20 protein-coding genes are annotated in these 21,903 nt (G+C 61.2%); 12 read left to right on the top strand and 8 right to left on the bottom strand.

Annotated elements, in window-relative coordinates; translation table 11 throughout:
- Positions 1-927 carry an MlaD family protein gene (locus ACVOMH_RS13925; protein ID WP_054657500.1) on the top strand — a complete coding sequence of 309 codons (927 nt, stop codon included), beginning with the start codon at positions 1-3 and terminating at the stop codon, positions 925-927.
- Positions 924-1,580, top strand: a complete 657-nt coding sequence (locus ACVOMH_RS13920; protein ID WP_481552348.1) for an ABC-type transport auxiliary lipoprotein family protein — start codon at positions 924-926, stop codon at positions 1,578-1,580. Before ACVOMH_RS13925 ends, ACVOMH_RS13920 begins: the two co-directional genes overlap by 4 nt.
- Here ACVOMH_RS13920 and ACVOMH_RS13915 read toward each other — a convergent pair.
- Entirely contained in the window at positions 1,525-2,139 is a 615-nt protein-coding gene (locus ACVOMH_RS13915) for an alpha-ketoglutarate-dependent dioxygenase AlkB family protein (RefSeq protein ID WP_481552347.1), read from the bottom strand. The two genes, ACVOMH_RS13920 and ACVOMH_RS13915, sit on opposite strands and share 56 nt — an antisense overlap.
- A 54-nt stretch (positions 2,140-2,193) precedes the next feature.
- Here ACVOMH_RS13915 and ACVOMH_RS13910 point away from each other — a divergent pair, with 54 nt between their 5' ends.
- Positions 2,194-4,341, top strand: coding sequence for a glycoside hydrolase family 99-like domain-containing protein (locus tag ACVOMH_RS13910; protein WP_481552346.1), 2,148 nt, complete (start codon positions 2,194-2,196; stop codon positions 4,339-4,341).
- 50 nt (positions 4,342-4,391) lie between these two features.
- Here the strand turns inward: ACVOMH_RS13910 and ACVOMH_RS13905 are convergent, their stop codons facing one another.
- Together ACVOMH_RS13905 and ACVOMH_RS13900 are read right to left on the bottom strand one after the other, a co-directional pair.
- Positions 4,392-5,024, bottom strand: a complete 633-nt coding sequence (locus ACVOMH_RS13905; protein ID WP_481552345.1) for a CoA transferase subunit B — start codon at positions 5,022-5,024, stop codon at positions 4,392-4,394.
- A 1-nt stretch (position 5,025) separates the two neighbouring features.
- A complete protein-coding gene (locus tag ACVOMH_RS13900; RefSeq protein WP_057506110.1) occupies positions 5,026-5,760 on the bottom strand; it encodes a CoA transferase subunit A in 735 nt (244 codons plus the stop codon).
- A gap of 144 nt (positions 5,761-5,904) precedes the next feature.
- On the opposite strand from ACVOMH_RS13900, the gene ACVOMH_RS13895 reads away from it, so the two are divergent.
- Both ACVOMH_RS13895 and ACVOMH_RS13890 read left to right on the top strand, forming a co-directional pair.
- Entirely contained in the window at positions 5,905-7,251 is a 1,347-nt protein-coding gene (locus tag ACVOMH_RS13895; protein ID WP_481552344.1) for a phosphohexomutase domain-containing protein, read from the top strand.
- Between the two features lie 8 nt (positions 7,252-7,259).
- Positions 7,260-8,663 carry a mannose-1-phosphate guanylyltransferase/mannose-6-phosphate isomerase gene (locus ACVOMH_RS13890; RefSeq protein ID WP_481552343.1) on the top strand — a complete coding sequence of 468 codons (1,404 nt, stop codon included), beginning with the start codon at positions 7,260-7,262 and terminating at the stop codon, positions 8,661-8,663.
- Positions 8,664-8,723: 60 nt separating this feature from the next.
- Here the strand turns inward: ACVOMH_RS13890 and rfbD are convergent, their stop codons facing one another.
- The 5 genes from rfbD to ACVOMH_RS13865 form a co-directional block, all read right to left on the bottom strand.
- On the bottom strand, positions 8,724-9,626 hold the full coding sequence (rfbD, locus tag ACVOMH_RS13885) for a dTDP-4-dehydrorhamnose reductase (RefSeq protein WP_481552342.1): 903 nt from the start codon (positions 9,624-9,626) through the stop codon (positions 8,724-8,726).
- Positions 9,623-10,180 (bottom strand): dTDP-4-dehydrorhamnose 3,5-epimerase, encoded by a 558-nt coding sequence (gene rfbC / locus ACVOMH_RS13880; RefSeq protein ID WP_481552341.1) that lies wholly within the window; start codon positions 10,178-10,180, stop codon positions 9,623-9,625. The genes rfbD and rfbC overlap by 4 nt, the downstream gene beginning before the upstream one ends.
- Positions 10,177-11,064, bottom strand: coding sequence for a glucose-1-phosphate thymidylyltransferase RfbA (rfbA, locus tag ACVOMH_RS13875; RefSeq protein WP_481552340.1), 888 nt, complete (start codon positions 11,062-11,064; stop codon positions 10,177-10,179). Before rfbA ends, rfbC begins: the two co-directional genes overlap by 4 nt.
- 85 nt (positions 11,065-11,149) lie before the next feature.
- Positions 11,150-12,205, bottom strand: a complete 1,056-nt coding sequence (gene rfbB, locus ACVOMH_RS13870) for a dTDP-glucose 4,6-dehydratase (RefSeq protein ID WP_481552339.1) — start codon at positions 12,203-12,205, stop codon at positions 11,150-11,152.
- A 145-nt stretch (positions 12,206-12,350) separates the two neighbouring features.
- Entirely contained in the window at positions 12,351-13,118 is a 768-nt protein-coding gene (locus tag ACVOMH_RS13865; RefSeq protein WP_481552338.1) for a class I SAM-dependent methyltransferase, read from the bottom strand.
- A 359-nt stretch (positions 13,119-13,477) separates the two neighbouring features.
- Here ACVOMH_RS13865 and ACVOMH_RS13860 point away from each other — a divergent pair, with 359 nt between their 5' ends.
- The 7 genes from ACVOMH_RS13860 to ACVOMH_RS13830 all read left to right on the top strand — a co-directional run bounded on the left by ACVOMH_RS13860 (position 13,478) and on the right by ACVOMH_RS13830 (position 21,849).
- Positions 13,478-14,224 (top strand): electron transfer flavoprotein subunit beta/FixA family protein, encoded by a 747-nt coding sequence (locus ACVOMH_RS13860; RefSeq protein WP_481552337.1) that lies wholly within the window; start codon positions 13,478-13,480, stop codon positions 14,222-14,224.
- Positions 14,224-15,159, top strand: a complete 936-nt coding sequence (locus ACVOMH_RS13855; RefSeq protein ID WP_481552336.1) for an electron transfer flavoprotein subunit alpha/FixB family protein — start codon at positions 14,224-14,226, stop codon at positions 15,157-15,159. The genes ACVOMH_RS13860 and ACVOMH_RS13855 overlap by 1 nt, the downstream gene beginning before the upstream one ends.
- A gap of 68 nt (positions 15,160-15,227) precedes the next feature.
- Positions 15,228-15,614 (top strand): GtrA family protein, encoded by a 387-nt coding sequence (locus ACVOMH_RS13850; RefSeq protein WP_481552335.1) that lies wholly within the window; start codon positions 15,228-15,230, stop codon positions 15,612-15,614.
- A 116-nt stretch (positions 15,615-15,730) separates the two neighbouring features.
- The gene (locus ACVOMH_RS13845; RefSeq protein ID WP_481552334.1) at positions 15,731-16,894 is read left to right on the top strand and encodes a cystathionine gamma-synthase; all 1,164 of its coding nucleotides are present in this window, start codon (positions 15,731-15,733) and stop codon (positions 16,892-16,894) included.
- Positions 16,895-16,990: 96 nt separating this feature from the next.
- Complete coding sequence (locus ACVOMH_RS13840) at positions 16,991-17,770, top strand: ABC transporter permease (protein WP_481552333.1); 780 nt, start codon at positions 16,991-16,993, stop codon at positions 17,768-17,770.
- An 8-nt stretch (positions 17,771-17,778) separates the two neighbouring features.
- Complete coding sequence (locus ACVOMH_RS13835; protein ID WP_481552332.1) at positions 17,779-18,531, top strand: ABC transporter ATP-binding protein; 753 nt, start codon at positions 17,779-17,781, stop codon at positions 18,529-18,531.
- Between the two features lie 45 nt (positions 18,532-18,576).
- Positions 18,577-21,849 carry a glycosyltransferase gene (locus ACVOMH_RS13830; protein WP_481552331.1) on the top strand — a complete coding sequence of 1,091 codons (3,273 nt, stop codon included), beginning with the start codon at positions 18,577-18,579 and terminating at the stop codon, positions 21,847-21,849.
- The last annotated feature ends 54 nt before the right edge of the window (positions 21,850-21,903 follow it).

The raw sequence follows: 21,903 nt of genomic DNA, 5'->3' as shown, positions 1-21,903 counted from the left end.
ATGGAAACCAAAGCCAATTACGTCCTGATCGGCGCCTTCACCCTGATCATCTCGATCGCGCTGCTGTTCTTCGGTCTATGGGCGGCCAAGTACTCCTCCGACCGCACCTGGCAGCAATATCGGGTGGTGTTCGATGAGGCCGTCACCGGCCTGTCGGTCGGCAGCCCGGTGCAATACAACGGCATCGCCGTGGGCTCGATCACCGAGCTTTCACTCGCCCCCGAGGATCCGCGCAAGGTGATCGCGCGCCTGCGCCTGAACTCCACCACACCGGTGAAAACCGACACCCGCGCCAAGCTCGCCATCACCAGCCTGACCGGGCCGGCGATCATCCAGCTCAGTGGCGGCACGCCACAGGCAGCGGCGCTGACGGCCGCCAGCAACGAACCGATTCCGACCATCGCCACGGCGCCCTCGGCACTGCAGAACATCACCGATGTGGCCAATCGCGTGGTCGAGCGCATGGACCAGCTGCTCAGCGATGAGAACGTGGGCAAGATCACCACCACGCTGGCCCACCTGGAAACCATCAGCGGCGGTTTGGCCGACCGCGACGAAGGCACCCGGGCGCTGCTGCTGGAAGCACGCGATGCTGCGCGCAACCTCAATGTGACCCTGGGGACGGCCAATGGGGCGATCCAGCATCTGGACCAGAACGTGCTGCGGCAGCTGCCGGCCTCACTGGAAAAACTCGATACCAGCCTGTCCAAGCTCGACTCGGCCGCCGGCAACGCCGATGCGATCCTCGGCGAGAACCGCGCGGCCATCAACAGCTTCGCCAACGATGGACTGGCCCAGCTGGGCCCGACCCTGACCGAACTGCGCGGACTGATCCGCGACCTGCGCCGGGTCAGTGACCGGCTGGAGAACAACCCGGCGCGCTACCTGCTCGGTCGCGATGCCCCGAAGGAATTCGAACCGAAATGAAGCTCTCCTTTTCAATCCGACTGATCGCGCCGTGGTGCGCGCTGGCACTGGCCGGTTGCTCGGTGCTGGCCGGCGGCGACCGCCAATCCACCACCATCTATGCACCGCAGGTGCGCGTGCAGGCCGATCCGGCCTGGCCCAGCGTTGACTGGCAGCTGGCCATCGCCAAGCCCAGCGCCGCGCGCCTGGTCGACAGCCCGCGCATCAATGTGCGGCCGACGCCGGGCGAACTGGAGGTCTACAAGGGGGCGACCTGGTCGCAACCGGCCACCGACATTCTCGAAGACACCCTGTTGCGCGGTTTCGAGGATTCCGGACGGATCGACGCGGTGGCGCGCATTGCGGCCGGCATCCGCTCCGACTACAAGCTCACCACCGACCTGCGCCGCTTCGAAGCCGATTACCGCGGCGGCGACACCCCGGCGGCGACCATCGAGCTCAATGCCAAGCTGATCCACAGCATCGACCAGCGCGTGGTCGCCTCGCGCACGTTCCTGGTTGCCGAACCGGCCGCCTCCGCCGAGCTGCCCAGCGTGGCGCGCGCCTTTGAAACCGCGCTGGACAAGACGGCTGGCGATCTGATCGGCTGGACGCTGGTCAGCGGCCAGCAGGACGCCGCGGCGCTGCCCGCTCAAGGATCTGGCGGAAAGTAAGGTTGATGCGCTCGCCAGTCGGGCGCCGCGTCTTCGGCAGTGCATGCTGGTAGAAGCGCTGGGTATCGCCGGCCATCACCAGCAGATCCCCGTGGCCGAGCAGGAACTCCCGCTTGCAGGAATGGTCATCGCGCCGGCGCAGCAGAAAGCGCCGCGGCGCTCCCAGGCTCAGCGAGGCGATCAACGGCCGCTCGCCCAGCTCCGGCTCGTCGTCGCTGTGCCAGCCCATGCTGTCACCACCATTGCGGTATCGGTTGAGCAGCACGCTGTTGAATCGACTCTGGCAAGCCTGCTGCAACCTTTCACGCAGCGGCAGCAACGACTCCAACCACGGATGCGGCACGAAATCCGCGCCGGAATAACGATAGAACGCGCCTGCATCGCCCATCCAGCAGCTCAACCGCGGCGAATCCACCCAGCGCCCGAACATGCGCAGGCGATGGACTTCCCACGGTGCCGCTTCGCGCAGCGTTTGTAGCAAAAGATCAGCCTCGACGGGCGACAACCAGTCGTGCAGGTAGCGGACCTCGGCATCAGTGAATTCGCACGGGAGCAACATCACCGAACGCTAGCACAGCCAACAGGTTTGCCGGGGAAGCTACAACATCGCAAAATGCCAACCGCATATGTTTATTGGAGCCCGGATGACCTCTTCTCTTCATTACCTGCAGGTCACTGGCTCGTGAACAACAATCACCTACGACAGAAGCTCTATCCGTTGCTGCGGACGCTGTTTCGTGCGCTTCCCCTCACTGATGGGCAACGCGATCGCCTGCGAACACGCCTGATGAGCCGTCACGAGGCTTGGATACCGCCACCAGCACGGGGACGTGACGACGCCCCACCCGACGCAAGCCGCCCGGGAGCCCGCCTATACTGGCGAGCCGACGACGCGGCTATTGGTCATGTGCCCTATGAAAAGGTGCCCTTGTCCTCCCGCCTACCCGCAACGCTGGTGGCCTTCTATCTTCCCCAGTTCCATACCTTTCCGGAAAACGACGCTTGGTGGGGGAAAGGATTTACCGAGTGGCGCAATGTCACCCGGGCGCTGCCGCAGTTTGAAGGCCACATCCAGCCACGCCTGCCCGCCGACCTTGGCTTCTACGACCTCGGTCAGCCACAGATCATGCGTGATCAGGCGCGCCTGGCCGCCGAGTACGGTATCGGCGCCTTCTGCTTCTACTTTTACTGGTTCAGCGGCCGCACGCTGATGGAAGCGCCGCTACGCCAGTGGCTCGCCGATGACAGTATTGACCTGCCATTCTGTCTTTGTTGGGCAAACGAAAACTGGGCAAGACGCTGGGATGGGCGAGATGAGGACGTCCTGATCGGACAGCAACATAGTGCTGAGGACGATCTGGCCTTCATCGCCCATATCAGCCCCTACCTGCGTGATCGCCGGGCGTTAAAAGTTGATGGCAAACCCATACTGCTGGTGTACCGGCCTAACCTGCTGCCTGATGCCCATGCGACGGGGAAACGATGGCGGAAGTGGTGCCGGGAGAATCATATCGGCGAGATTCACTTGGCCTATGTTCAAGGCTTCGAACGCCCCAACCCCCGCGACATCGGCTTTGACGCAGCAGTCGAATTTCCGCCCAACATGAGCAATCCCCGCTCACTTTCCGCCGACCAGTGGTTGATCAACCCGGAGTTCAATGGGGATGTCCGTGACTGGCGCGAACTCGCCAAGGAAATCGCTACTAGACCGCTTCCAGATTACAAGCTTTACCCAGGCGTCAACCCGGGCTGGGACAACGAGGCCCGCCGCTCCGGGCGAGGGAGGGTCTATCTACATGCATCGCCGCGCGGCTATCGCGATTGGCTGAGCACTACGATTCATAGTCGGCTTGCTGCAGTCCCGCAAACGGACCGTCTGGTGTTCATCAACGCGTGGAACGAGTGGGCCGAGGGCGCTGTGCTTGAGCCAGACGCCCGCCTGGGGCATGCGTGGCTGGCTGCAACCCGTCAGGCGCTTAACCCTCAGCCTCAACTGATCCATAGACCATGCATCGTTATACATGCGTGGTATATGGACGTGCTTGACGAACTGCTGGACATCGTTGAATCCAGCACGCTGCAGGCACGCATCGTAATAACCACCACGCATCAACATGATGCCGACGTGCGCCAGCTTGTTGCCCAACATCAACTTGGCGACAAGGTCGAAGTATTAGCATTCGTCAATCGGGGGCGTGACGTTCTTCCATTCCTACATGTTGCCAATCGTCTGCTCGACGAAGGCGAGGAAGTAGTGCTGAAGCTGCACACGAAGCGTTCAGTCCACCGTTCCAACGGCGATCAATGGCGCAGGGAGATGGTGGATCTGCTAATTGGAGATCAAGCAAGTCAAACCATATTGGCCTATATGCAGGCACACCCTGATATCGGCATGATCGTACCTGCCGGGCACCTGCTTCCAGTCGCACAGTTCCTAGGCGGCAATGCCCCCCACCTTGAAACGCTACAGGTCCGCTTAGGGCTGGATGGTGATATCAAAGACGATTTCTTTGCCTCTGGCAGCATGTTCTGGGCACGACTACAGGCATTGCGCCCGTTACTGGACGCACACCTTTACGAAGCTGCATTCGAACCTGAAAAAGGGCAGATTGACGGCACGCTCGCACATGCCATCGAGCGGATAAGTGGTGCGGTAATTCATGCCGCCGGTTTCCAGATCATCGAGACATCCGCAATATCCGGCTGCTCACACCCCAATACAGCACTTGGCCAAGGCTATGCTTATGCGCGTCGCCAGTAAAACTCTGTTGATAAGACTGCGGACCGAAAATTCGGTCCGCAGAACCTACCTCAAACGCACTGGAACGGCACGCCGGTCTTTTCCTTCAGCTCGTCATCGCTGACACCCGGTGCGGCTTCCACCAGCACCAGGCCGTTGTCGGTAATGTCGAACACGGCCAGATCGGTGATGATGCGATCAACCACCCCCACGCCTGTCAGCGGCAGCGTGCAGTCGGCCAGGATCTTGTGTTCACCGTTCTTGGCGGTGTGCTCCATCAGCACCACCACGCGCTGCACGCCGGCCACCAGATCCATCGCGCCGCCCATGCCCTTGACCATCTTGCCGGGCACCATCCAGTTGGCCAGGTCGCCCTTGTCGGTGACCTGCATCGCGCCGAGGATGGCCAGGTTGATGTGACCGCCGCGGATCATCGCGAACGAATCATGGCTGCCGAAGTAGCTGGCACCGGCACGCGCGGTGACGGTCTGCTTGCCGGCATTGATCAGGTCGGCATCCACTTCGGCTTCGGTCGGGAACGGGCCGATGCCAAGCAGGCCGTTCTCGGACTGCAGCCATACGTCCATGCCTTCGGGGATATGGTTGGCAACCAGGGTCGGCAGGCCGATACCCAGGTTCACATAGGCGCCATCGGTCAGCTCGCGCGCGGCGCGCTGTGCCATTTCGTCACGGGTCCAGGCCATTTCAGTTCCCCTCCTGACGCACGGTGCGCTGCTCGATGCGCTTTTCCGGCGTTGCGTTCAATACGATACGATCGACGTAGATCCCCGGCAGGTGCACCTGGTCCGGATCGATGGCGCCGACCGGCACGATCTCCTCCACCTCGACCACGCAGACCTTGCCGGCCATCGCGCAGGCCGGATTGAAGTTGCGCGCGGTCTTGCGGAACAGCAGGTTGCCGGCTTCGTCGGCCTTCCACGCCTTGACCAGCGACACGTCGGCCTTGAGCGCGGTCTCCAGCACATAGTGTTTGCCGTCGATCTCGCGGGTTTCCTTGCCTTCGGCCACCACAGTGCCGTAGCCGGTGGCAGTGAAGAAGGCGGGGATGCCCGCCCCGCCGGCGCGCAGGCGCTCGGCCAGGGTGCCCTGCGGGTTGAACTCCAGCTCCAGTTCACCGGCCAGGTACTGGCGCTCGAACTCCTTGTTCTCGCCCACATAGGACGAAATCATCTTCCTGATCTGGCGGGTTTCCAGCAGCTGGCCCAAGCCGAAGCCATCGACGCCGGCATTGTTGGAAATCGCCGTCAGCCCCTTGACCCCACTGTCGCGCAGCGCGGCGATCAGGGCCTCGGGAATGCCGCACAGGCCGAAGCCGCCGACCGCCAGCGTCTGCCCGTCGGCCACGATGCCGGCCAGCGCCTCGGCAGCCGAGGCGTACAGCTTGCCGCGTTTGCCGGTCGGGGTAGAGAGATCGCTCATCGCATCACGCCCACAATAACCAAGGATGCACGCATTCTAGCGGCGTTCCCGGATCAGCCGCCTTGGACCTTCGTCCAGCCCGCAGACAGCCAGTTCCGCGGCGGGCGACTAAACTAGGCTCCTCTATTCCAGCAGGATGCATGCATGCCTCTCCCCGCCTTCAAGGCCTACGACATCCGCGGCCGCGTGCCGGAAGAACTCAATCAAGACATCGCCCGGAAAGTCGGCAAGGCGCTGGCGGCCCAGCTCGGGGAAGGCGCGGTGGTTCTCGGGCATGACGTGCGCCTGACCAGTCCGGCGTTGCAGGACGCACTGGCCGCCGGTCTGCGTGGCGAGGGCCGGGAGGTGGTCGATATCGGCCTGTGCGGTACCGAGGAGGTCTACTTCCAGACCGATCATCTCGGTGCGGCCGGTGGGGTGATGGTCACCGCCAGCCACAATCCGATGGACTACAACGGGATGAAGCTGGTGAAGGAGAGCGCGCGTCCGATCAGCTCCGATACCGGGCTTTTCGCGATCTCCGATGCCGTCGCCACCGATACGTCCGAGGCGCAAACGCCGCATGGCGGTCTGCGCACCGAACATGACAAGAGCGCCTACATCCAGCACCTGCTCGGCTATGTGGACGCCGCCGCACTCAAGCCGCTGAAGCTGGTGGTCAATGCCGGCAACGGCGGCGCCGGCGCCGTCATCGATCTGCTGGCACCGCACCTGCCGCTGGACTTCGTGCGCATCTGCCACGAGCCCGATGGCAGCTTCCCCAATGGCATCCCCAACCCGCTGCTGCCGGAGAACCGTGCGCTCACCGCACAGGCAGTGCGCGAACACGGTGCCGACTTCGGCATCGCCTGGGACGGCGACTTCGACCGCTGCTTCTTCTTCGACCACAACGGCCGCTTCATCGAGGGCTATTACCTGGTCGGCCTGCTGGCCCAGGCCATCCTCGCCCGCAACCCGGGCGGCAAGATCATCCACGATCCGCGCCTGACCTGGAACACGGTGGAAATGGTCGAAGCCGCCGGCGGCGTGCCGGTGCTGTGCAAGAGCGGCCACGCCTTCATCAAGGAGAAGATGCGTGCCGAGAACGCCGTCTACGGCGGCGAGATGAGCGCCCATCACTACTTCCGCGAATTCGCCTATGCCGACTCGGGCATGATCCCCTGGCTGCTGATCGCCGCGCTGGTTTCCAGCAGTGGCCAATCGCTGGCCGAACTGGTGGAAGACCGCATGGCGCGCTTCCCCTGCAGTGGCGAGATCAACTTCAAGGTCGCCGATGCGAAGGCGGCGGTGGCGCGGGTGATGGCGCATTTCGCCGCGCAGTTGCCGATGCTGGACCACACCGACGGTATCAGTGCCGATTTCGGTGACTGGCGCTTCAACCTGCGCAGTTCCAATACCGAACCGCTGCTGCGCCTGAACGTGGAAACCCGCGGTGACGCTACGCTGCTGGCACAGCGTACCCGCGAGATTTCCGACCTGATCTCCGCCTGAGGCCCCCCATGAATCCGATCCTGCCCATCATCCTCTCCGGTGGTTCCGGCACGCGTCTGTGGCCGCTGTCGCGTGAGGCCTACCCGAAGCAGTTCCTGCCGCTGACCGGCGAGCGCACCATGCTGCAGTCCACCTGGCTGCGCGTGGCCGACATCGCCGCGCAGGCGCCCATCGTGGTGGCCAACGAAGCGCACCGTTTTGTTGCCGCCGAGCAACTGCAGCAGGTTGGTACCGCGCCGTCGGCGATCCTGCTGGAACCGGCCGGCCGCAACACCGCCCCGGCCATCGCCGCCGCCGCGCTGGAGGCCCGCCGCAACGGTGAAGATCCCCTGCTGCTGGTGCTGCCCTCGGATCACCTGATCAATGACATTCCCCGCTTCCACCAGGCCATCGCCCAGGCCGCCAGCCTCGCCGGACAGGGCAAGCTGGTGACCTTCGGGATCCAGCCGACCGCGCCGGAGACCGGCTACGGCTACATCAAGGCAGTGGCCGGTGAGGGTCCGCGCGCGATCGAGCGCTTTGTCGAGAAGCCCGATCTGCAGACGGCGCAGGGTTACGTCGCCTCGGGCGAGTACTACTGGAACAGTGGCATGTTCCTATTCCGCGCGTCCCGTTATCTGGAGGAGCTCGAACGCCTGCAGCCGCAGATCCTGGCTGCATGCCGCACGTCGTGGGAGCGGGCCCGCCGCGACAGCGACTTCATCCGCCTGGATGCGGATGCCTTCCAGGCCAGCCCGTCGGACTCCATCGACTACGCGGTGATGGAAAAGACCGCCGATGCGGCGGTAGTGCCGCTGGATGCGGGCTGGAGCGATGTCGGCTCGTGGACCGCCCTGCGCGACGTGTCCGCGCAGGACGCCGACGGCAACGCCCATCGCGGCGATGTCATCGCCATCGATTGCCACAACACCTTCGCCTATGGCGACCGTCTGATCGCGATGGTCGGCCTGGAGGACGTGGTCGTGGTCGAAACCGATGACGCGGTGCTGGTCGGCAGATCCGACCGCATGCAGGAGGTCAAGGATGTGGTGGCCCGACTGAAGGCCGACGGTCGCAGCGAAGCCACCTGGCATCGCAAGGTCTACCGCCCCTGGGGGGCTTACGATTCCATCGACAACGGCGAGCGTTTCCAGGTCAAGCGCATCACCGTCAAGCCCGGCGGCACGCTGAGCCTGCAGATGCACCACCACCGTGCCGAGCACTGGATCGTGGTCAGCGGTACCGCCGAGGTCACCCGCGGCGAGGAAGTGTTGCTGCTGACCGAGAACCAGAGCACCTATATCCCGCTGGGCGTGACCCACCGTCTGCGCAACCCCGGCAGGTTGCCGCTGGAGCTGATCGAAGTGCAGTCGGGCAGCTACCTGGGCGAAGACGATATCGTGCGCTTCGAGGACACCTACGGCCGCACCTGAGCCGCACCGATCGCCGCATATGAAAAGCCCCGGGAACTCCGGGGCTTTTCATTCCATCGATCAGCGCTGTGCGCGCAATTGACCGATCACCCGCTGCAGGCCTTCCCGCCATGGCGGCAACACGATGCCAAAGTCCTGCTGCAGTTTGGCATTGTCCAGTACCGACCAGGCCGGACGCTGGGCGGGTGTGGGATATTCCGCGCTGCTGATCGCGTGAACGTGCGGCGCCCTGGTCAGCAGCCCGGCAGACACCGCCTCGGCAAAAATCGCCTCGGCAAAGCCGTGCCAGCTAGTCTGCCCGGAGGCGGTCAGATGCCAGGTGCCGGACAGCTGCTCCGGATGCTGCAGTGCTTTGGCCGTAACCTCGGCAATCAGCACCGCCGGCGTCGGCGTTCCGATCTGGTCGGCGACCACGCGCAATTCCTCACGCTCGGCCCCCACCCGCAGCATCGTGCGCAGGAAATTGGCTCCGTGCGCGGCATACACCCAGGCGGTGCGGAAGATCAGATGGCGACCACCGGCGGCCCGTACGGCGTCCTCGCCATCGCGCTTGCTGGTGCCATACACGCCCAGCGGCGCGGTCGGCTCATCCTCGCGGTACGGCGCCGTGCCTTGGCCGTCGAACACGTAGTCGGTGGAGTAATGCACCAGCGGCACGCCATGAGCCGCGCACCAGCGTGCGATCACGCCCGGTGCCTGCGCGTTGGTGGCGAAGGCCGCCTCAACGTCCTGCTCGGCGCGGTCCACGGCGGTGTAGGCCGCCGCGTTGACCACCACCGAGGGTTGCAGGCGATCCAGCAGCGCCGGCAGGCTGTCCGGCTGGCCGAAGTCCGCCGTCTCGCAGGCCACGCCATCGGGCAGCAGGCCGCTGCGCGTGGTCGCGATCACCTGCCCAAGCGGCGCCAGCGCGCGCAGCAGCTCCTGGCCGACCTGGCCGTTGCCACCGAATACCAGCACCGTCATGGGGTGTAGACCGGCAAACGGTCTTCAGCGATGTCCTTCAGGAACGGTGCGCTTTCGTCCTTGGCCGACAGGGTCGGCGCACTGATCGGCCAATCCACCGCAATATCGGCGTCATTCCAGCGCACGCCAGCATCGAAGTCCTTCAGGTAGACCTCGGTACACAGATAGCTGAACACCGCGCGCTCGGACAGCACCGCAAAGCCATGGGCGAAGCCTTCCGGAATCCAGAACTGGCGCTTGTTTTCGGCGCTGAGCATCACCGCCTCCCACTGGCCAAAGGTTGGCGAGCCGCGACGGATATCGACGGCCACGTCATAGACCTCGCCTTCCAGCACGCTGACCAGCTTGCCCTGCGGCCGCGGCCACTGGTAATGCAGGCCACGCAGCACACCCTTGGCGGAGGTGGACACGTTGCTCTGCACGAAGCGGGTCGGCAGGCCGTGCTGACCAAAGCGCTCGGCATTCCAGGTCTCGAAGAAAAAGCCACGCTCGTCACCGAACACCGCTGGCTCGATGACCACGCAACCTGGCAACTTCGTTTCAATCACTTTCACGGAACAACTCCACGCAAGGCGAGTTTGTGCAGGTACTGGCCGTAGCCATTCTTGATCAGGGGAGCCGCCAGAACTTCCAACTGCTCGGCGTTGATCCAGCCCTGGCCGAAGGCGATTTCCTCCGGACAGCAGACCTGCAGGCCTTGGCGGGTCTGGATGGTCTCGATGAAGTTGGACGCTTCCAACAGGGACTGGTGGGTGCCGGTATCGAGCCAGGCGTAACCGCGGCCCAGCGCTTCCAGGTGCAGGTTGCCCTCGGTCAGGTAGCGCTTGTTGAGATCGGTGATCTCCAGCTCGCCGCGCGGCGACGGCTTCAGCTCGGCGGCATAATCACTGGCGTTGCCGTCGTAGAAGTACAGGCCGGTCACGGCGTAGTTGGAGCGCGGGTTCTCCGGCTTCTCCACCAGGTCGATCACCTTGCCGCTGGTGTCAAACTCGGCCACGCCGTAGCGCTCCGGGTCGTTCACCCAGTAGCCGAACACGGTAGAGCCGTCCACGCGCTCGTCGGCACGCTTGAGCACCTCGCGCAGTCCATGGCCATGGAAGATGTTGTCCCCCAGCACCAGGCAGCTCGGCTTGCCGGCCACGAAGTCGCGGCCGATCAGGTAGGCCTGCGCCAGCCCGTCCGGACTGGGCTGCACGGCATACTGGATATCCATGCCCCACTGCGAACCGTCGCCCAGCAACTGCTGGAACAGCGCCTGCTCGTGCGGCGTGTTGATGATCAGCACTTCACGGATGCCCGCCAGCATCAGCACGCTGAGCGGGTAGTAGATCATCGGCTTGTCGTACACCGGCAGCAGCTGCTTGCTGACGCCCTTGGTGATCGGGTACAGCCGGGTGCCGGAGCCGCCGGCCAGGATGATGCCTTTACGTTGCGTCATTTCCAGAGTCCTTGCGTGAAGATATCGCGCCGCCCGTCAACTGCCCTCGAGGGCAGCGCAGCCACATCGCGACAACGGTCCGTCATCAGGCGGCGGTGCCGATGCGCTGCAGACGATAGCTGCCATCGAGCACGCCATTGACCCATTCCTGGTTGTCCAGATACCAGTCCACGGTGTAGGCGATGCCCTGCTCGAAGGTGTACTTGGGCTCCCAGCCCAACTCGTTCTTCAATTTGGAGGCATCAATCGCATAACGGCGGTCATGGCCCGGGCGGTCCGCGACGTAGGTGATCTGGCTGCTGCGCGGCTGGCCATCCGGACGCGGGCGGCGCTGGTCCAGCAGGGCACAGATGGCCTGCACGACTTCGATGTTCTGCTTTTCCGAGTTGCCGCCGACGTTGTAGGTCTCGCCCACGCAGCCTTTGGCCAGCACGGTGCGAATCGCTTCGCAATGGTCGGTCACGAACAGCCAGTCGCGCACCTGCTTGCCGTCGCCGTAGACCGGCAGCGGCTCACCGGCCAGCGCCTTGGCGATCACCAGCGGAATCAGCTTCTCTGGGAAGTGATACGGGCCGTAATTGTTGGAGCAGTTGGTGGTCAGCACCGGCAGCCCGTAGGTGTGGTGGAAAGCGCGCACCAGATGGTCCGAGGCCGCCTTGGACGCCGAGTACGGCGAGTTCGGCGCGTACGGCGTGGTTTCGGTGAACAGGCCCGTTTCGCCCAGCGTGCCGTACACCTCGTCGGTCGAGACATGCAGGAAGCGGAACGCCTGGCCCTTGTCGGCCGGCAGCGCCTTCCAGTAATCGCGCACGGCTTCAAGCAGCGCCAAGGTGCCAACCACATTGGTCTGAATGAACGCGCCTGGGCCATCGATGGAACGGTCCACGTGGCTTTCGGCAGCGAAGTTCAGCACTGCGTCGGGCTGGTGTTCGGCCAGCAGGCGTTCGACCAGAGCGCGATCACCGATGTCACCTTCCACGAAGACGTGGTTCGGGTTGCCGTCCAGACTGGAAAGGGTCTTCAGGTTGCCGGCGTAGGTCAGGGCATCGAGATTGACGACGCGCACGCCCTTGGCGACCGCCTCCAATACAAAGTTGCCGCCAATAAAACCGGCGCCACCGGTCACAAGCCAAGTAGGCACTAGCTGTTCTCCTTTCGTCATGTTTTATGTGGGGAGCGGCAGCTATGTGCTCCCTATCAGCAGCACAGCATATACAACACGAACCAAAGAGGAACGATTCAGCGCATAAACGGAGCGCAATTGCCGTTCATGCGGCAGCAAACGCTCACACCCGGGGAGTCATCATCCATACCTTGATGTCAGCCGGCAGCACTCTCAACAAAGGACTTGCGGCCGCCAAAATTCCGGCCATCACTGTCGCCTTGGTCCTCGAAACGCTGCGGTCATAGCGGATTCGGGCGTACAGCCCTTTTGTGCTCAGAGAGGGAAGTGTCTTCACTTGAACCAACTCCAGCGCCGATCGCTCACCAATTGCCCGAATGCTGTCATCGTCAAGATAATGTACGTGCGGTGATGGGAACCCTTTCTGCCACATGCGCTCGAAACTCGCCGGAAGGCCGATCTTGCTCAGAAGCTTGGATATTCGATACAGGAAGCCGGTGCGAGCAGGGGCATTGATGACTACCCGCCCACCTGGAGAGAGGTGGCGCGCACATGCGCTCATTGCACTGGAAATGTCAGGTATATGCTCCATCACATCATTGAAAATGATGACATCGAAACACTCACCTGCACCCAGCACATCGGGGAAAAAGCCTTTTCTGACAGGCAAACCGCGCGCCAGAGCAGCGTCAGCGACCCTAGCGTCCGGCTCAATCCCCAACACGGTGAAGTCTGAGGCGGTTGCTTCTAGAAACCAGCCATGCGCACACCCCACGTCCAGCAATCGCGGACGACCACCGCCGGCAGACCGAAAAAATGCCGACAGCTCCGAGGCCAGCACCTGAAAGTTGGATTGCCTCAGGTCACTCAGCCCCTCTTCTCTCAATACCTCATCAAGAACCTCTCGATGACCATCGACATCGATATCCACCAGAAGCGTGCTGCCTTCGTATGTACAGGCCTCACATATTTTGTGCCATGAGTGCAGCCCTTCTCGCAAAGCACACAGGCAAGCCGGGCATTCTTCTGGTGCTCTATTCATTCAGAATCTCCAAGGGCTTTCAAATAGTCATGATGGATAACTCACGGGTACTCTTTTCGACCCAGCGGTAGCGCTCGCGCTGCTACTTTCGATGCTTTTACCGCATTTGCTACCCACCTGCAGCAACTGGAACACAGGCAACCATACGCATTAGCATGGCTGCGCAGCTACCGCTAGAATCCGAGCCAACCCTACCAAACCGGCCCTCGCCGGCCAGGCCCATCAGCAATCGAAGGACCCTGCAGCACATGAAAATCCTCGTCGCGTACAAGCGCGTGGTGGACTACAACGTCCGCATTCAGGTCAAGCCGGACGGTTCCGGCGTGGTCACCGACGGCGTCAAGCTCTCGCCGAACCCGTTCGATGAGATCGCCCTGGAAGAAGCCCTGCGCCTGCGCGACAAGGGCATCGCCACGGAAGTGGTGGTCGCAACCATCGCCCCGGCCGACGCCCAGGCGCACCTGCGCAACGGCCTGGCCATGGGCGCCAACCGCGCCATCCACGTGGTCACCGACCAAGCCATCCAGCCGCTCACGGCTGCCCGCACCCTGCTCAAGCTGGTGGAGAAGGAACAGCCGGATCTGGTCATCCTCGGCAAGCAGGCCATCGACGACGACGCCAACCAGACCGGCCAGATGCTGGCAACGCTGTGGGGCCGCCCGCAGGCGACCTTCGCCAGCAAGCTGGACATTGCTGACGGCAAGGCCACGGTCACCCGTGAAGTCGACGCCGGCCTGGAAACGCTGGAAGTCGACCTGCCGGCCGTCATCACCACCGACCTGCGCCTGAACGAGCCGCGCTTCATCAAGCTGCCGGACATCATGAAAGCCAAGGCCAAGCCGCTGGAAACCCTGCAGCTGGCCGACCTCGATGTTGAAGCCGCCGACACGTTCAAGACCACCCACTACGCCGCACCTGCCAAGCGCAGCAAGGGCGTGATGGTGAAGGATGCCGCCGAACTGGTGGCCGCACTCAAGCAGAAGGGGTTGCTGTAATGGCCAAGATTCTCGTCATCGCCGAACACCTGGATGGCAAGCTCAACAGCGCCGTCGCCAAGACTGTCTCGGCTGCGACCGCCGTGGGCGGCGACATAGACGTGCTGGTGCTGGCCGCCGACCCGGCCGCCGTTGCCGCCGAAGCGGCGCAGATCGCCGGCGTCAGCAAGGTACTCACCTTGGCCAACCCGGCCAATGAGCATGCCGTGGCCCAGGTGCAGGCCCCACAGATCGCCAAGGCCGCGGCCGGCTACAGCCATGTATTCGGTCCGTCGACCACCACCGGCAAGGATGTGATGCCAGCAGTGGCCGCCCTGCTCGGCGTCAACCAAGTCTCGGACCTGATGAGCGTCGAAGGTCCGCACACCTTCAAGCGCCCGATCTACGCCGGCAACGCCATCATCACCGTCGAGGTGCCTGCTGACCAGGTGGTCGTGGCCACCGTGCGCGCCGCCTCCTGGCCGGAAGCGGCCAAGGGCAACAGCGCGCCGGTCGAGGCGATCAGCGTCGACGTCGCCCTGCCCTCGCAAAGCCGCTTCATTGGCCTGGCCGCCGGCAAGAGCGACCGCCCGGATCTGCAGAGCGCAAAGCGCGTGGTCTCCGGCGGCCGCGGCGTGGGCTCGGAAGAGAACTTCAAGGTGATCTACCAGCTGGCCGATAAGCTCGGCGCCGCCGTCGGCGCCTCGCGCGCCGCGGTGGACGCCGGCTACGTGCCCAGCGACATGCAGGTGGGCCAGACCGGCAAGATCATCGCCCCGGAGCTCTACATCGCCGTGGGCATTTCCGGCGCCATCCAGCACCTGACCGGTATCAAGGATGCTGGCACCATCGTCGCCATCAACAAGGACGGCGATGCGCCGATCTTCGAGGTGGCCGACATCGGCTTGGTAGGGGATCTGTTCACAATCCTGCCAGAGCTGGAAGCAGCACTCTGACTGAGTCAGTCGGCGACCGGCACCAGATTCTTATGGACACACCCTGCCGGTCGCCCTGCCTTCCTCGCATGAATAATCGTCTGATACGCTTCCTTCTCTCTGGTGGCTCCGCAGCAGCGGCTGAGTATGCTGTCTTCCTTGGCCTGCACTCTCTACTGGGTACACAGAGCCTGCTGCTGACGCAGTCCGCCAGCTTTGCCTTCGGGTTCGTGGTTAGCTTCCTCCTGAACCGGCACTGGGTATTCCGCAGCGGCGGGACTTGGCGCGGTGAACTGACCAGGTACGCGACGCTCGCGGCGATCAATTTGGCACTGGGCAACATTGCCATCAGTCTGATGATCGGCCCGATGGATTTCCCCCCGTTGCTGGCCAAACTGCTGGTAATGGTAATGATTGCAGCATGGAACTACGTCGTTTTCACCAAGCTGGTGTTCAAGCAGCATCCTGCCTCCTGAGCGCCCCTCCTGCCAAGCAGTGCGGAGCCTCAGCTTTCTGAACTCCGCTTTCGGGAGCACGCGACGGCTTGCCCTAGAATAGACGTCCTCGGAGTTTGGACACTAGGTTAATTCGAATGGCAAAGAATTTGCGCACGTTGGGCCTCGGCACCCGCGCCATCCATGCCGGACAGCAGCCTGACCCTAGCACCGGCGCGATCATGACGCCGATCTATGCAACGTCAACCTACGTCCAGGAAAGCCCCGGAAAGCACAAGGGCTATGAGTACTCCCGCACCCGGAATCCAACGCGTGGGGCCTACGAGGCCTGTGTGGCCGATCTGGAAGGGGGCAAGGCCGGCTTTGCGTTCGCATCCGGCTTAGCTGCAGCTGCAACAGTGTTAGACATGCTGAATAGTGGCGACCATGTCATCGCCATGGACGACCTGTACGGCGGAACCTATCGTCTGTTTGAGCGGGTACGTCAGCGTTCGGCCGGTTTGAAATTCAGCTATGCCGACCTGAATGACTTGGATGCCGTGCACGCATCGCTGCAACCGAACACGCGCATGATCTGGGCGGAGACCCCGACCAACCCATTGCTGAAGGTCGTGGACCTTCAGAAGCTTGGTGCCTTCGCCCACAAGCATGGTCTGCTGCTGGTGGTGGACAATACTTTTTGCTCACCACTGGTACAGAGACCACTGGAGTATGGTGCCGACCTAGTGCTGCATTCGGCCACCAAATACCTCAACGGCCATTCAGACATCATCGGCGGCATCGTGGTCGCCGGCAACGACGAGCTGTCCGAGCAGATGGCATTCCTGCAAAACTCCATCGGAGCCGTAGCAGGCCCTTTCGATTCTTTCCTCGCAATGCGCGGGCTGAAGACATTGCACCTGCGCATGCGTGCACACAACGAGAGTGCGCTGGAGCTGGCTCGCTGGTTGGAGCGTGACAGCCGCATCGAAGATGTGATCTATCCCGGTTTGAAGAGCCATCCACAACATACTTTGGCCAAGCGTCAGATGGACGGATTCGGCGGCATTATTTCCGTGCGCATCAAGGGCGGCAAAGCCAAGGCCCGCCGTATGCTGGAGAAGTGCGAGTTGTTTGCTCTGGCTGAATCGCTCGGCGGCGTGGAAAGTCTGATCGAGCTGCCCGCAGTGATGACGCACGCCTCGATTCCTCCGACACAGCGCAAGCGCCTCGGCATCACCGACAATCTGGTCCGCCTTTCCGTCGGCACCGAAGATCTAGAGGATCTGCGGCACGAGCTTGACCAGGCCCTGGGCCGTTGAAATTTAGTATCTACGTTTTCCGTAAAACACGCCGGGTCTTGTCCCGGCCTCAGGACCTAGCCTTCCGGCCGGTCCGGTAACAATGAGAGCCCCCTGATGAAACAAGCTATTTCCGACCTCAGGCAAAGCCTGGTGTCCTGGCGCCTCTGGACGCTGCTCGGCTGGCTGGAAATCCGCCAGCGATACGCCCGCTCACGAGTCGGGCCATTCTGGCTGACCATCAGCATGGGCGTGATCATCGGCACCATAGGCATTGTCTACGGCACGCTGTTTGGGCAGAAGATGAGCGACTATTTACCCTACCTAGCAGCCAGCCTGGTGCTTTGGGGCCTGTTCGCAAGCATCGTCACCGAAGGCAGTACCGCCTATATCGCCAACGGTGCCTACATCCGCCAAGTCGCCACGTCCAGACTGATCTACATTTTGCAAGTGGCTTGGCGAAACGCTGTCATCTTCGGGCACAACGCGGCAATCATCGTGTTGCTGCTTGCCGTCTTCGGGGTCAAACGATGGGATACCCTGATCCTTTTCCTGCCAGGCCTGCTGCTGCTGATCATCAATGCGACATGGATGGGCATGATCACAGCACTGATCTCCGCGCGTTTCCGTGATTTCCCACAGATCGTCGCGTCGCTGGTGCAGATGGCGTTCTACATCACACCGATCATGTACAAAGCCGAGTTGTTGACCAAGTACTCCTTTATCACCAAATACAACCCGCTTCTGTATGTGCTGGACGTGGCTCGCCTACCCCTACTCGGCCAAGTACCGTCGACCCACACCTACATCATCACCATAGTGCTCGCCGTCGTCGGCTGGGTATCAGCACTTTGGCTCACTGGTCGTTACATCAAGCGCATCTCATACTGGATCTGAGCATCAGCATGGCATTCATTCAACTCGACAACGTGTTCTTGGACCTTCCGATCTTTGAGGTCCATGGACGTTCGCTGAAACGCCAGGTTATGCGCCTAGGGCGCAAGAACGCCATAGCCGAGGGCAACGATGGCGTAATCATCGTGCGTGCACTGAATGATGTGAGTGTTCGCTTTGAAAGCGGTGACCGCATAGGCTTGATAGGGCACAACGGCGCAGGAAAATCGACACTGCTGCGCACTTTGGCTGGCATCTACGCACCAACTCAGGGCAACATCTCCCACGAAGGCAAGATCGTGCCACTGCTCGATATAAGCCTAGGCATGGACGACAATTCCACCGGTATCCAGAACATCCGACTGCGTGGACTACTCTTAGGCATGGAGGATGCCGAGATCCGTGAGAAGACCGCCGAGATCGCCGAGTTCTGTGAACTTGGGGACTACCTAGATCTACCAATACGCACCTATTCCAGCGGCATGCGAGTTCGCTTGGCATTTGCGGTATCCACCGCGGTGGAAGCCGAGATTCTGCTGTTGGACGAAGTGATGGGTGTCGGCGATGCATCGTTCATGCATAAGGCACAGAAACGCCTACAGGATCTGCACAGCCGTGCCGAGATCGTTGTATTGGCCATGCATTCCAATTCAGAAATCAGGCGCGTCTGCAACAAGACCCTCTGGATGGACAACGGCCAAGTGAAAATGTTCGGCCCTACAGAGGAAGTAGTAAGCGCCTACGAGCAACACGTCGGAGGCTGACTCACCCACAAATCGTAATAGAACTTAGGAAGGTAGCAGGTCAACATGAAGGAAGAAGTACTCTCTGCTGTGGAAATTGCGTTTGAGAATGGAACTCCCGGAACGATCCACCTACACGAGATTGACGCGGAAGCCATCAGTGAGTTGGCCGCAAGAATCGCGCGAACCCACATCCGGGTGGACTGCCGTGATGCTGATCCTGCAGAGGCCAAGATACAGCTTCGGCCGCTGCAGCCTGGCGGCCAAGGCTTACTGATTCATTTCCAGCAGGAAAGCCTGCGACAGACCATTCACAGCTTGCTGAGACATTTGCAAGGCAATCCAACGACCGAGCAGGTGATTTTACTGCAACCTCTTGGCAATGCGGAAACTGCACTCTGGGCCAGCACTCTTCCTACTGTGCAAGGCAGTACGCAGACCAGCGTCCACATGCTCCTCGGATTGAACGACTGCCTCAGTCTAGACACCCAGCAGCGGTTGCAGCTGCCGGAAGAGCTTCGTCCTGTGTTGGCCGAAGCCAGCACTGCCGCAGCATCCGGCAATCGCTTAGCAGCTCTACTGTGGCGAGAACTCATGGTTTCACGACTGCGATCGGCGATCGCTGAGCAGGAACAAGGACAGCTGCTCCGCCGTCAAGACCTCCTGACCCAATCGCTAAATCGCAGCAATCTCAGCACACAATCCTCTGTAGGCGCCCTGCATCAGGCCAATTCGCGCATCCAGGATCTTCTCGAATCGCGTTCTTGGCGGCTGACATACCCGCTGCGTGTGGGCGGCCTGCTCGCCCGCCGCGTCAGAAATATGCTGCATCGACTCCGCGGACATCTGTCTACAGCACGTCGACTACTTGCCGAGCGGGGCACAATAGGATTGCTGCGTGAGCTATCACACATCGCTCGGCAGCCGCAGCGCGTGCTCCGCCTCTTGCGCCATCGTGACGCTGCAACAGCTTATAGGCCGCAGTACAAGCTCCCACCCGGCAATCCCGCTTTAACCGAGCTCACACTGCGAGTACTCATCATCGCCGACATGAATCTTGCACAATGCACGAAATATCGCGTATTGCAAAAGCAACAGATGGTCCAGGAACTGGGATTTGACTGCAGCATCACGCGCTGGGAAGACTTGGATTCTGCGCGAGACCTACTCAATACGCACACCGTAGCAATTTTCTATAGGGTTCCTGGCTTCGAGGTGCAGCTTAAATCCATCGAGCGCGCCAAAGAACTAGGTATGCACACCATCTGGGAAGTGGACGACCTGATCTTCGATAAGGCTCTCTATGAAACCAACAGCAACCTGAAAGATCTCGACCGGCATACCCGCGAGTCCATCCTCAACGGCGTGCCACTCTATCGCTCCGCCATGCTGGCCTGCGACTCCTGCATAGCATCCACGCAGACACTTGCTGATGCAATGCGCTCCTGTGGAGTTGTTGATGTCCACGTGGTGAACAATGCACTTGATGATCAGACCCTTGTGGTGGCTGAAGAGATCAATGCCAGTCCGCGTCACCACGACGGACTGGTACGTATCGCCTACGGATCGGGCTCCGCATCGCATGACTCAGATTTCCTCCAATGTGCCGATGCCCTACTTGAGATACTTCGCAGTAACTATCACGTTCGTCTGACCGTGATCGGAACGCTAAATCTGCCGTCGGGATTCAATATGGTTCAGAACCAGATTGAACGAATCCCTGCTTCCGATTACGCAACCTACCTGACTCGACTGGCGAAGTGCGATATCAGCATCGCGCCACTGGAATCAAGCACATTCAACGACGCCAAATCCAACATCAAGTATTTGGAAGCGGCAGTTATAAAGCTGCCATCGATCTGCTCGCCCACCAAGGAATTCCGCGACACCATCACCCACGGTGAAACAGGAATGTTGGCTGCAAATGCGACACAGTGGAAGCAATGCCTGCTCGCATTGATCAACGATTCCTCGCTGAGGGCACGCATTGCGTCCAAGGCCTACAGCTATGTTATGCGCCGATACACCCCCAGCGTCGTGGCACGGGAGCAAGTTCTGCCGCTATTGGCTCCACTGAATCGCTATAAAACTAGCGGCCCGCGCATTCTCGGCGTGAATATTTTCTTCGAGCCGCGTAGCTTTGGTGGTGCAACGATCGTTGCTGAGGAAGTCGCCCGACGTGTGAATGCAAGCGGCAAGGCACGTTATGCCGTAATGACATCACTACCTTGCACCGACGTTCCACCGTACAAAATCACTCGCTATCATTCTTCTGCTGGCGAGGTTTTTGCAATGGGCTTGCCGTTCGAAGCCGATCCGGCTTTCGATTTTGACAATCCATTCAGCCCGATCGCATTTCGCGAAATTTTGCGGGCCTGGCGCCCGGACGTCGTTCACCTGCATTCAATCCAGGGATTCGGCGTCCAGATTGCCGAAGCTTGCAAGGAAGCTGGTATCCCCTACGTGGTGACAGTGCACGATGCGTGGTGGATTTGTGCTCGTCAATTCATGATTACCGGGCAGGGAAAGTACTGCCACCAAAGCAAGGTCGACTTGAGCATCTGCTCACGCTGCGTCGCCAACCCAGCACTGAATCCGTATCGCCAGCATCGTCTTCGGCAGATCCTCTCAGAGGCCGCTCTGATAATGGCGCCGAGCACATTCTTCAGGGGTGTCTACGCCGACAATGGGTTCGATCCGTCGCGCATTGTGGTCAACAAGAACGGCGTAGTGCCACCATCGGCGCCCATTGAGCGCACACCGCCCAGCAAGCGTAAGCTGCGCTTCGGGTTCGTGGGCGGTGAGGGTCCAGCCAAGGGCAGTGAGCTAATCAAGGAAGTACTGGGTCAATTGCCGCACACCGAGTACGAGCTGCATGTCGTAGATGCCGCACTCAACTTGGGCAACCGCCACATCTTCGAGGAAACCTGGAAGATCCCCGGCACTCTGAAGATAGTCCCCGCATATACACAGGGGACCATAGATGAGTTCTTTTCCAGTATCGATGTACTACTGTTCCCAACCCAGTGCAAGGAAAGCTTCGGACTAACCATCCGCGAAGCGATGCTCCGGGATACATGGGTAGTGGCCACTGATGCTGGTGGGGCTGTTGAAGATATCATTTCAGGTGAGAACGGCGATGTGGTTCCACTGGTTAACGGCACCGCGATGTTCAAAGCTGCGCTCCAGCGCCTGCTTGATAATCCATCCCGGCTGGATGGCTACCGCAATCCATATCCAGAGATGATCCGTCTGTTCGAGCAGCAAGCTGAAGAATTGCTTGTCTATATGCATGACGTTATGAAACGACACCCGGCGCAACATCGGACAGTCGCCTGAGAATCCAAGGCCCCTAAGTCACTAGACTAGGGGCCTTTTCTCATCCTCCAAAGA

Source organism: Stenotrophomonas sp. STEN013, from assembly GCF_056760355.1.
This window is presented reverse-complemented; position numbering and strand designations above follow the sequence as displayed.

What these genes read in the sequence shown, in the direction of transcription:
- ACVOMH_RS13925 (WP_054657500.1), top strand. Translation starts at nt 1, where the DNA reads ATGGAAACCAAAGCCAATTACGTCCTGATCGGCGCCTTCACCCTGATC.
- ACVOMH_RS13920 (WP_481552348.1), top strand. Translation starts at nt 924, where the DNA reads ATGAAGCTCTCCTTTTCAATCCGACTGATCGCGCCGTGGTGCGCGCTG.
- ACVOMH_RS13915 (WP_481552347.1), bottom strand. Translation starts at nt 2,139, where the DNA reads ATGTTGCTCCCGTGCGAATTCACTGATGCCGAGGTCCGCTACCTGCAC.
- ACVOMH_RS13910 (WP_481552346.1), top strand. Translation starts at nt 2,194, where the DNA reads ATGCCAACCGCATATGTTTATTGGAGCCCGGATGACCTCTTCTCTTCA.
- ACVOMH_RS13905 (WP_481552345.1), bottom strand. Translation starts at nt 5,024, where the DNA reads ATGGCCTGGACCCGTGACGAAATGGCACAGCGCGCCGCGCGCGAGCTG.
- ACVOMH_RS13900 (WP_057506110.1), bottom strand. Translation starts at nt 5,760, where the DNA reads ATGAGCGATCTCTCTACCCCGACCGGCAAACGCGGCAAGCTGTACGCC.
- ACVOMH_RS13895 (WP_481552344.1), top strand. Translation starts at nt 5,905, where the DNA reads ATGCCTCTCCCCGCCTTCAAGGCCTACGACATCCGCGGCCGCGTGCCG.
- ACVOMH_RS13890 (WP_481552343.1), top strand. Translation starts at nt 7,260, where the DNA reads ATGAATCCGATCCTGCCCATCATCCTCTCCGGTGGTTCCGGCACGCGT.
- rfbD (WP_481552342.1), bottom strand. Translation starts at nt 9,626, where the DNA reads ATGACGGTGCTGGTATTCGGTGGCAACGGCCAGGTCGGCCAGGAGCTG.
- rfbA (WP_481552340.1), bottom strand. Translation starts at nt 11,064, where the DNA reads ATGACGCAACGTAAAGGCATCATCCTGGCCGGCGGCTCCGGCACCCGG.
- ACVOMH_RS13860 (WP_481552337.1), top strand. Translation starts at nt 13,478, where the DNA reads ATGAAAATCCTCGTCGCGTACAAGCGCGTGGTGGACTACAACGTCCGC.
- ACVOMH_RS13855 (WP_481552336.1), top strand. Translation starts at nt 14,224, where the DNA reads ATGGCCAAGATTCTCGTCATCGCCGAACACCTGGATGGCAAGCTCAAC.
- ACVOMH_RS13850 (WP_481552335.1), top strand. Translation starts at nt 15,228, where the DNA reads ATGAATAATCGTCTGATACGCTTCCTTCTCTCTGGTGGCTCCGCAGCA.
- ACVOMH_RS13845 (WP_481552334.1), top strand. Translation starts at nt 15,731, where the DNA reads ATGGCAAAGAATTTGCGCACGTTGGGCCTCGGCACCCGCGCCATCCAT.
- ACVOMH_RS13840 (WP_481552333.1), top strand. Translation starts at nt 16,991, where the DNA reads ATGAAACAAGCTATTTCCGACCTCAGGCAAAGCCTGGTGTCCTGGCGC.
- ACVOMH_RS13835 (WP_481552332.1), top strand. Translation starts at nt 17,779, where the DNA reads ATGGCATTCATTCAACTCGACAACGTGTTCTTGGACCTTCCGATCTTT.
- ACVOMH_RS13830 (WP_481552331.1), top strand. Translation starts at nt 18,577, where the DNA reads ATGAAGGAAGAAGTACTCTCTGCTGTGGAAATTGCGTTTGAGAATGGA.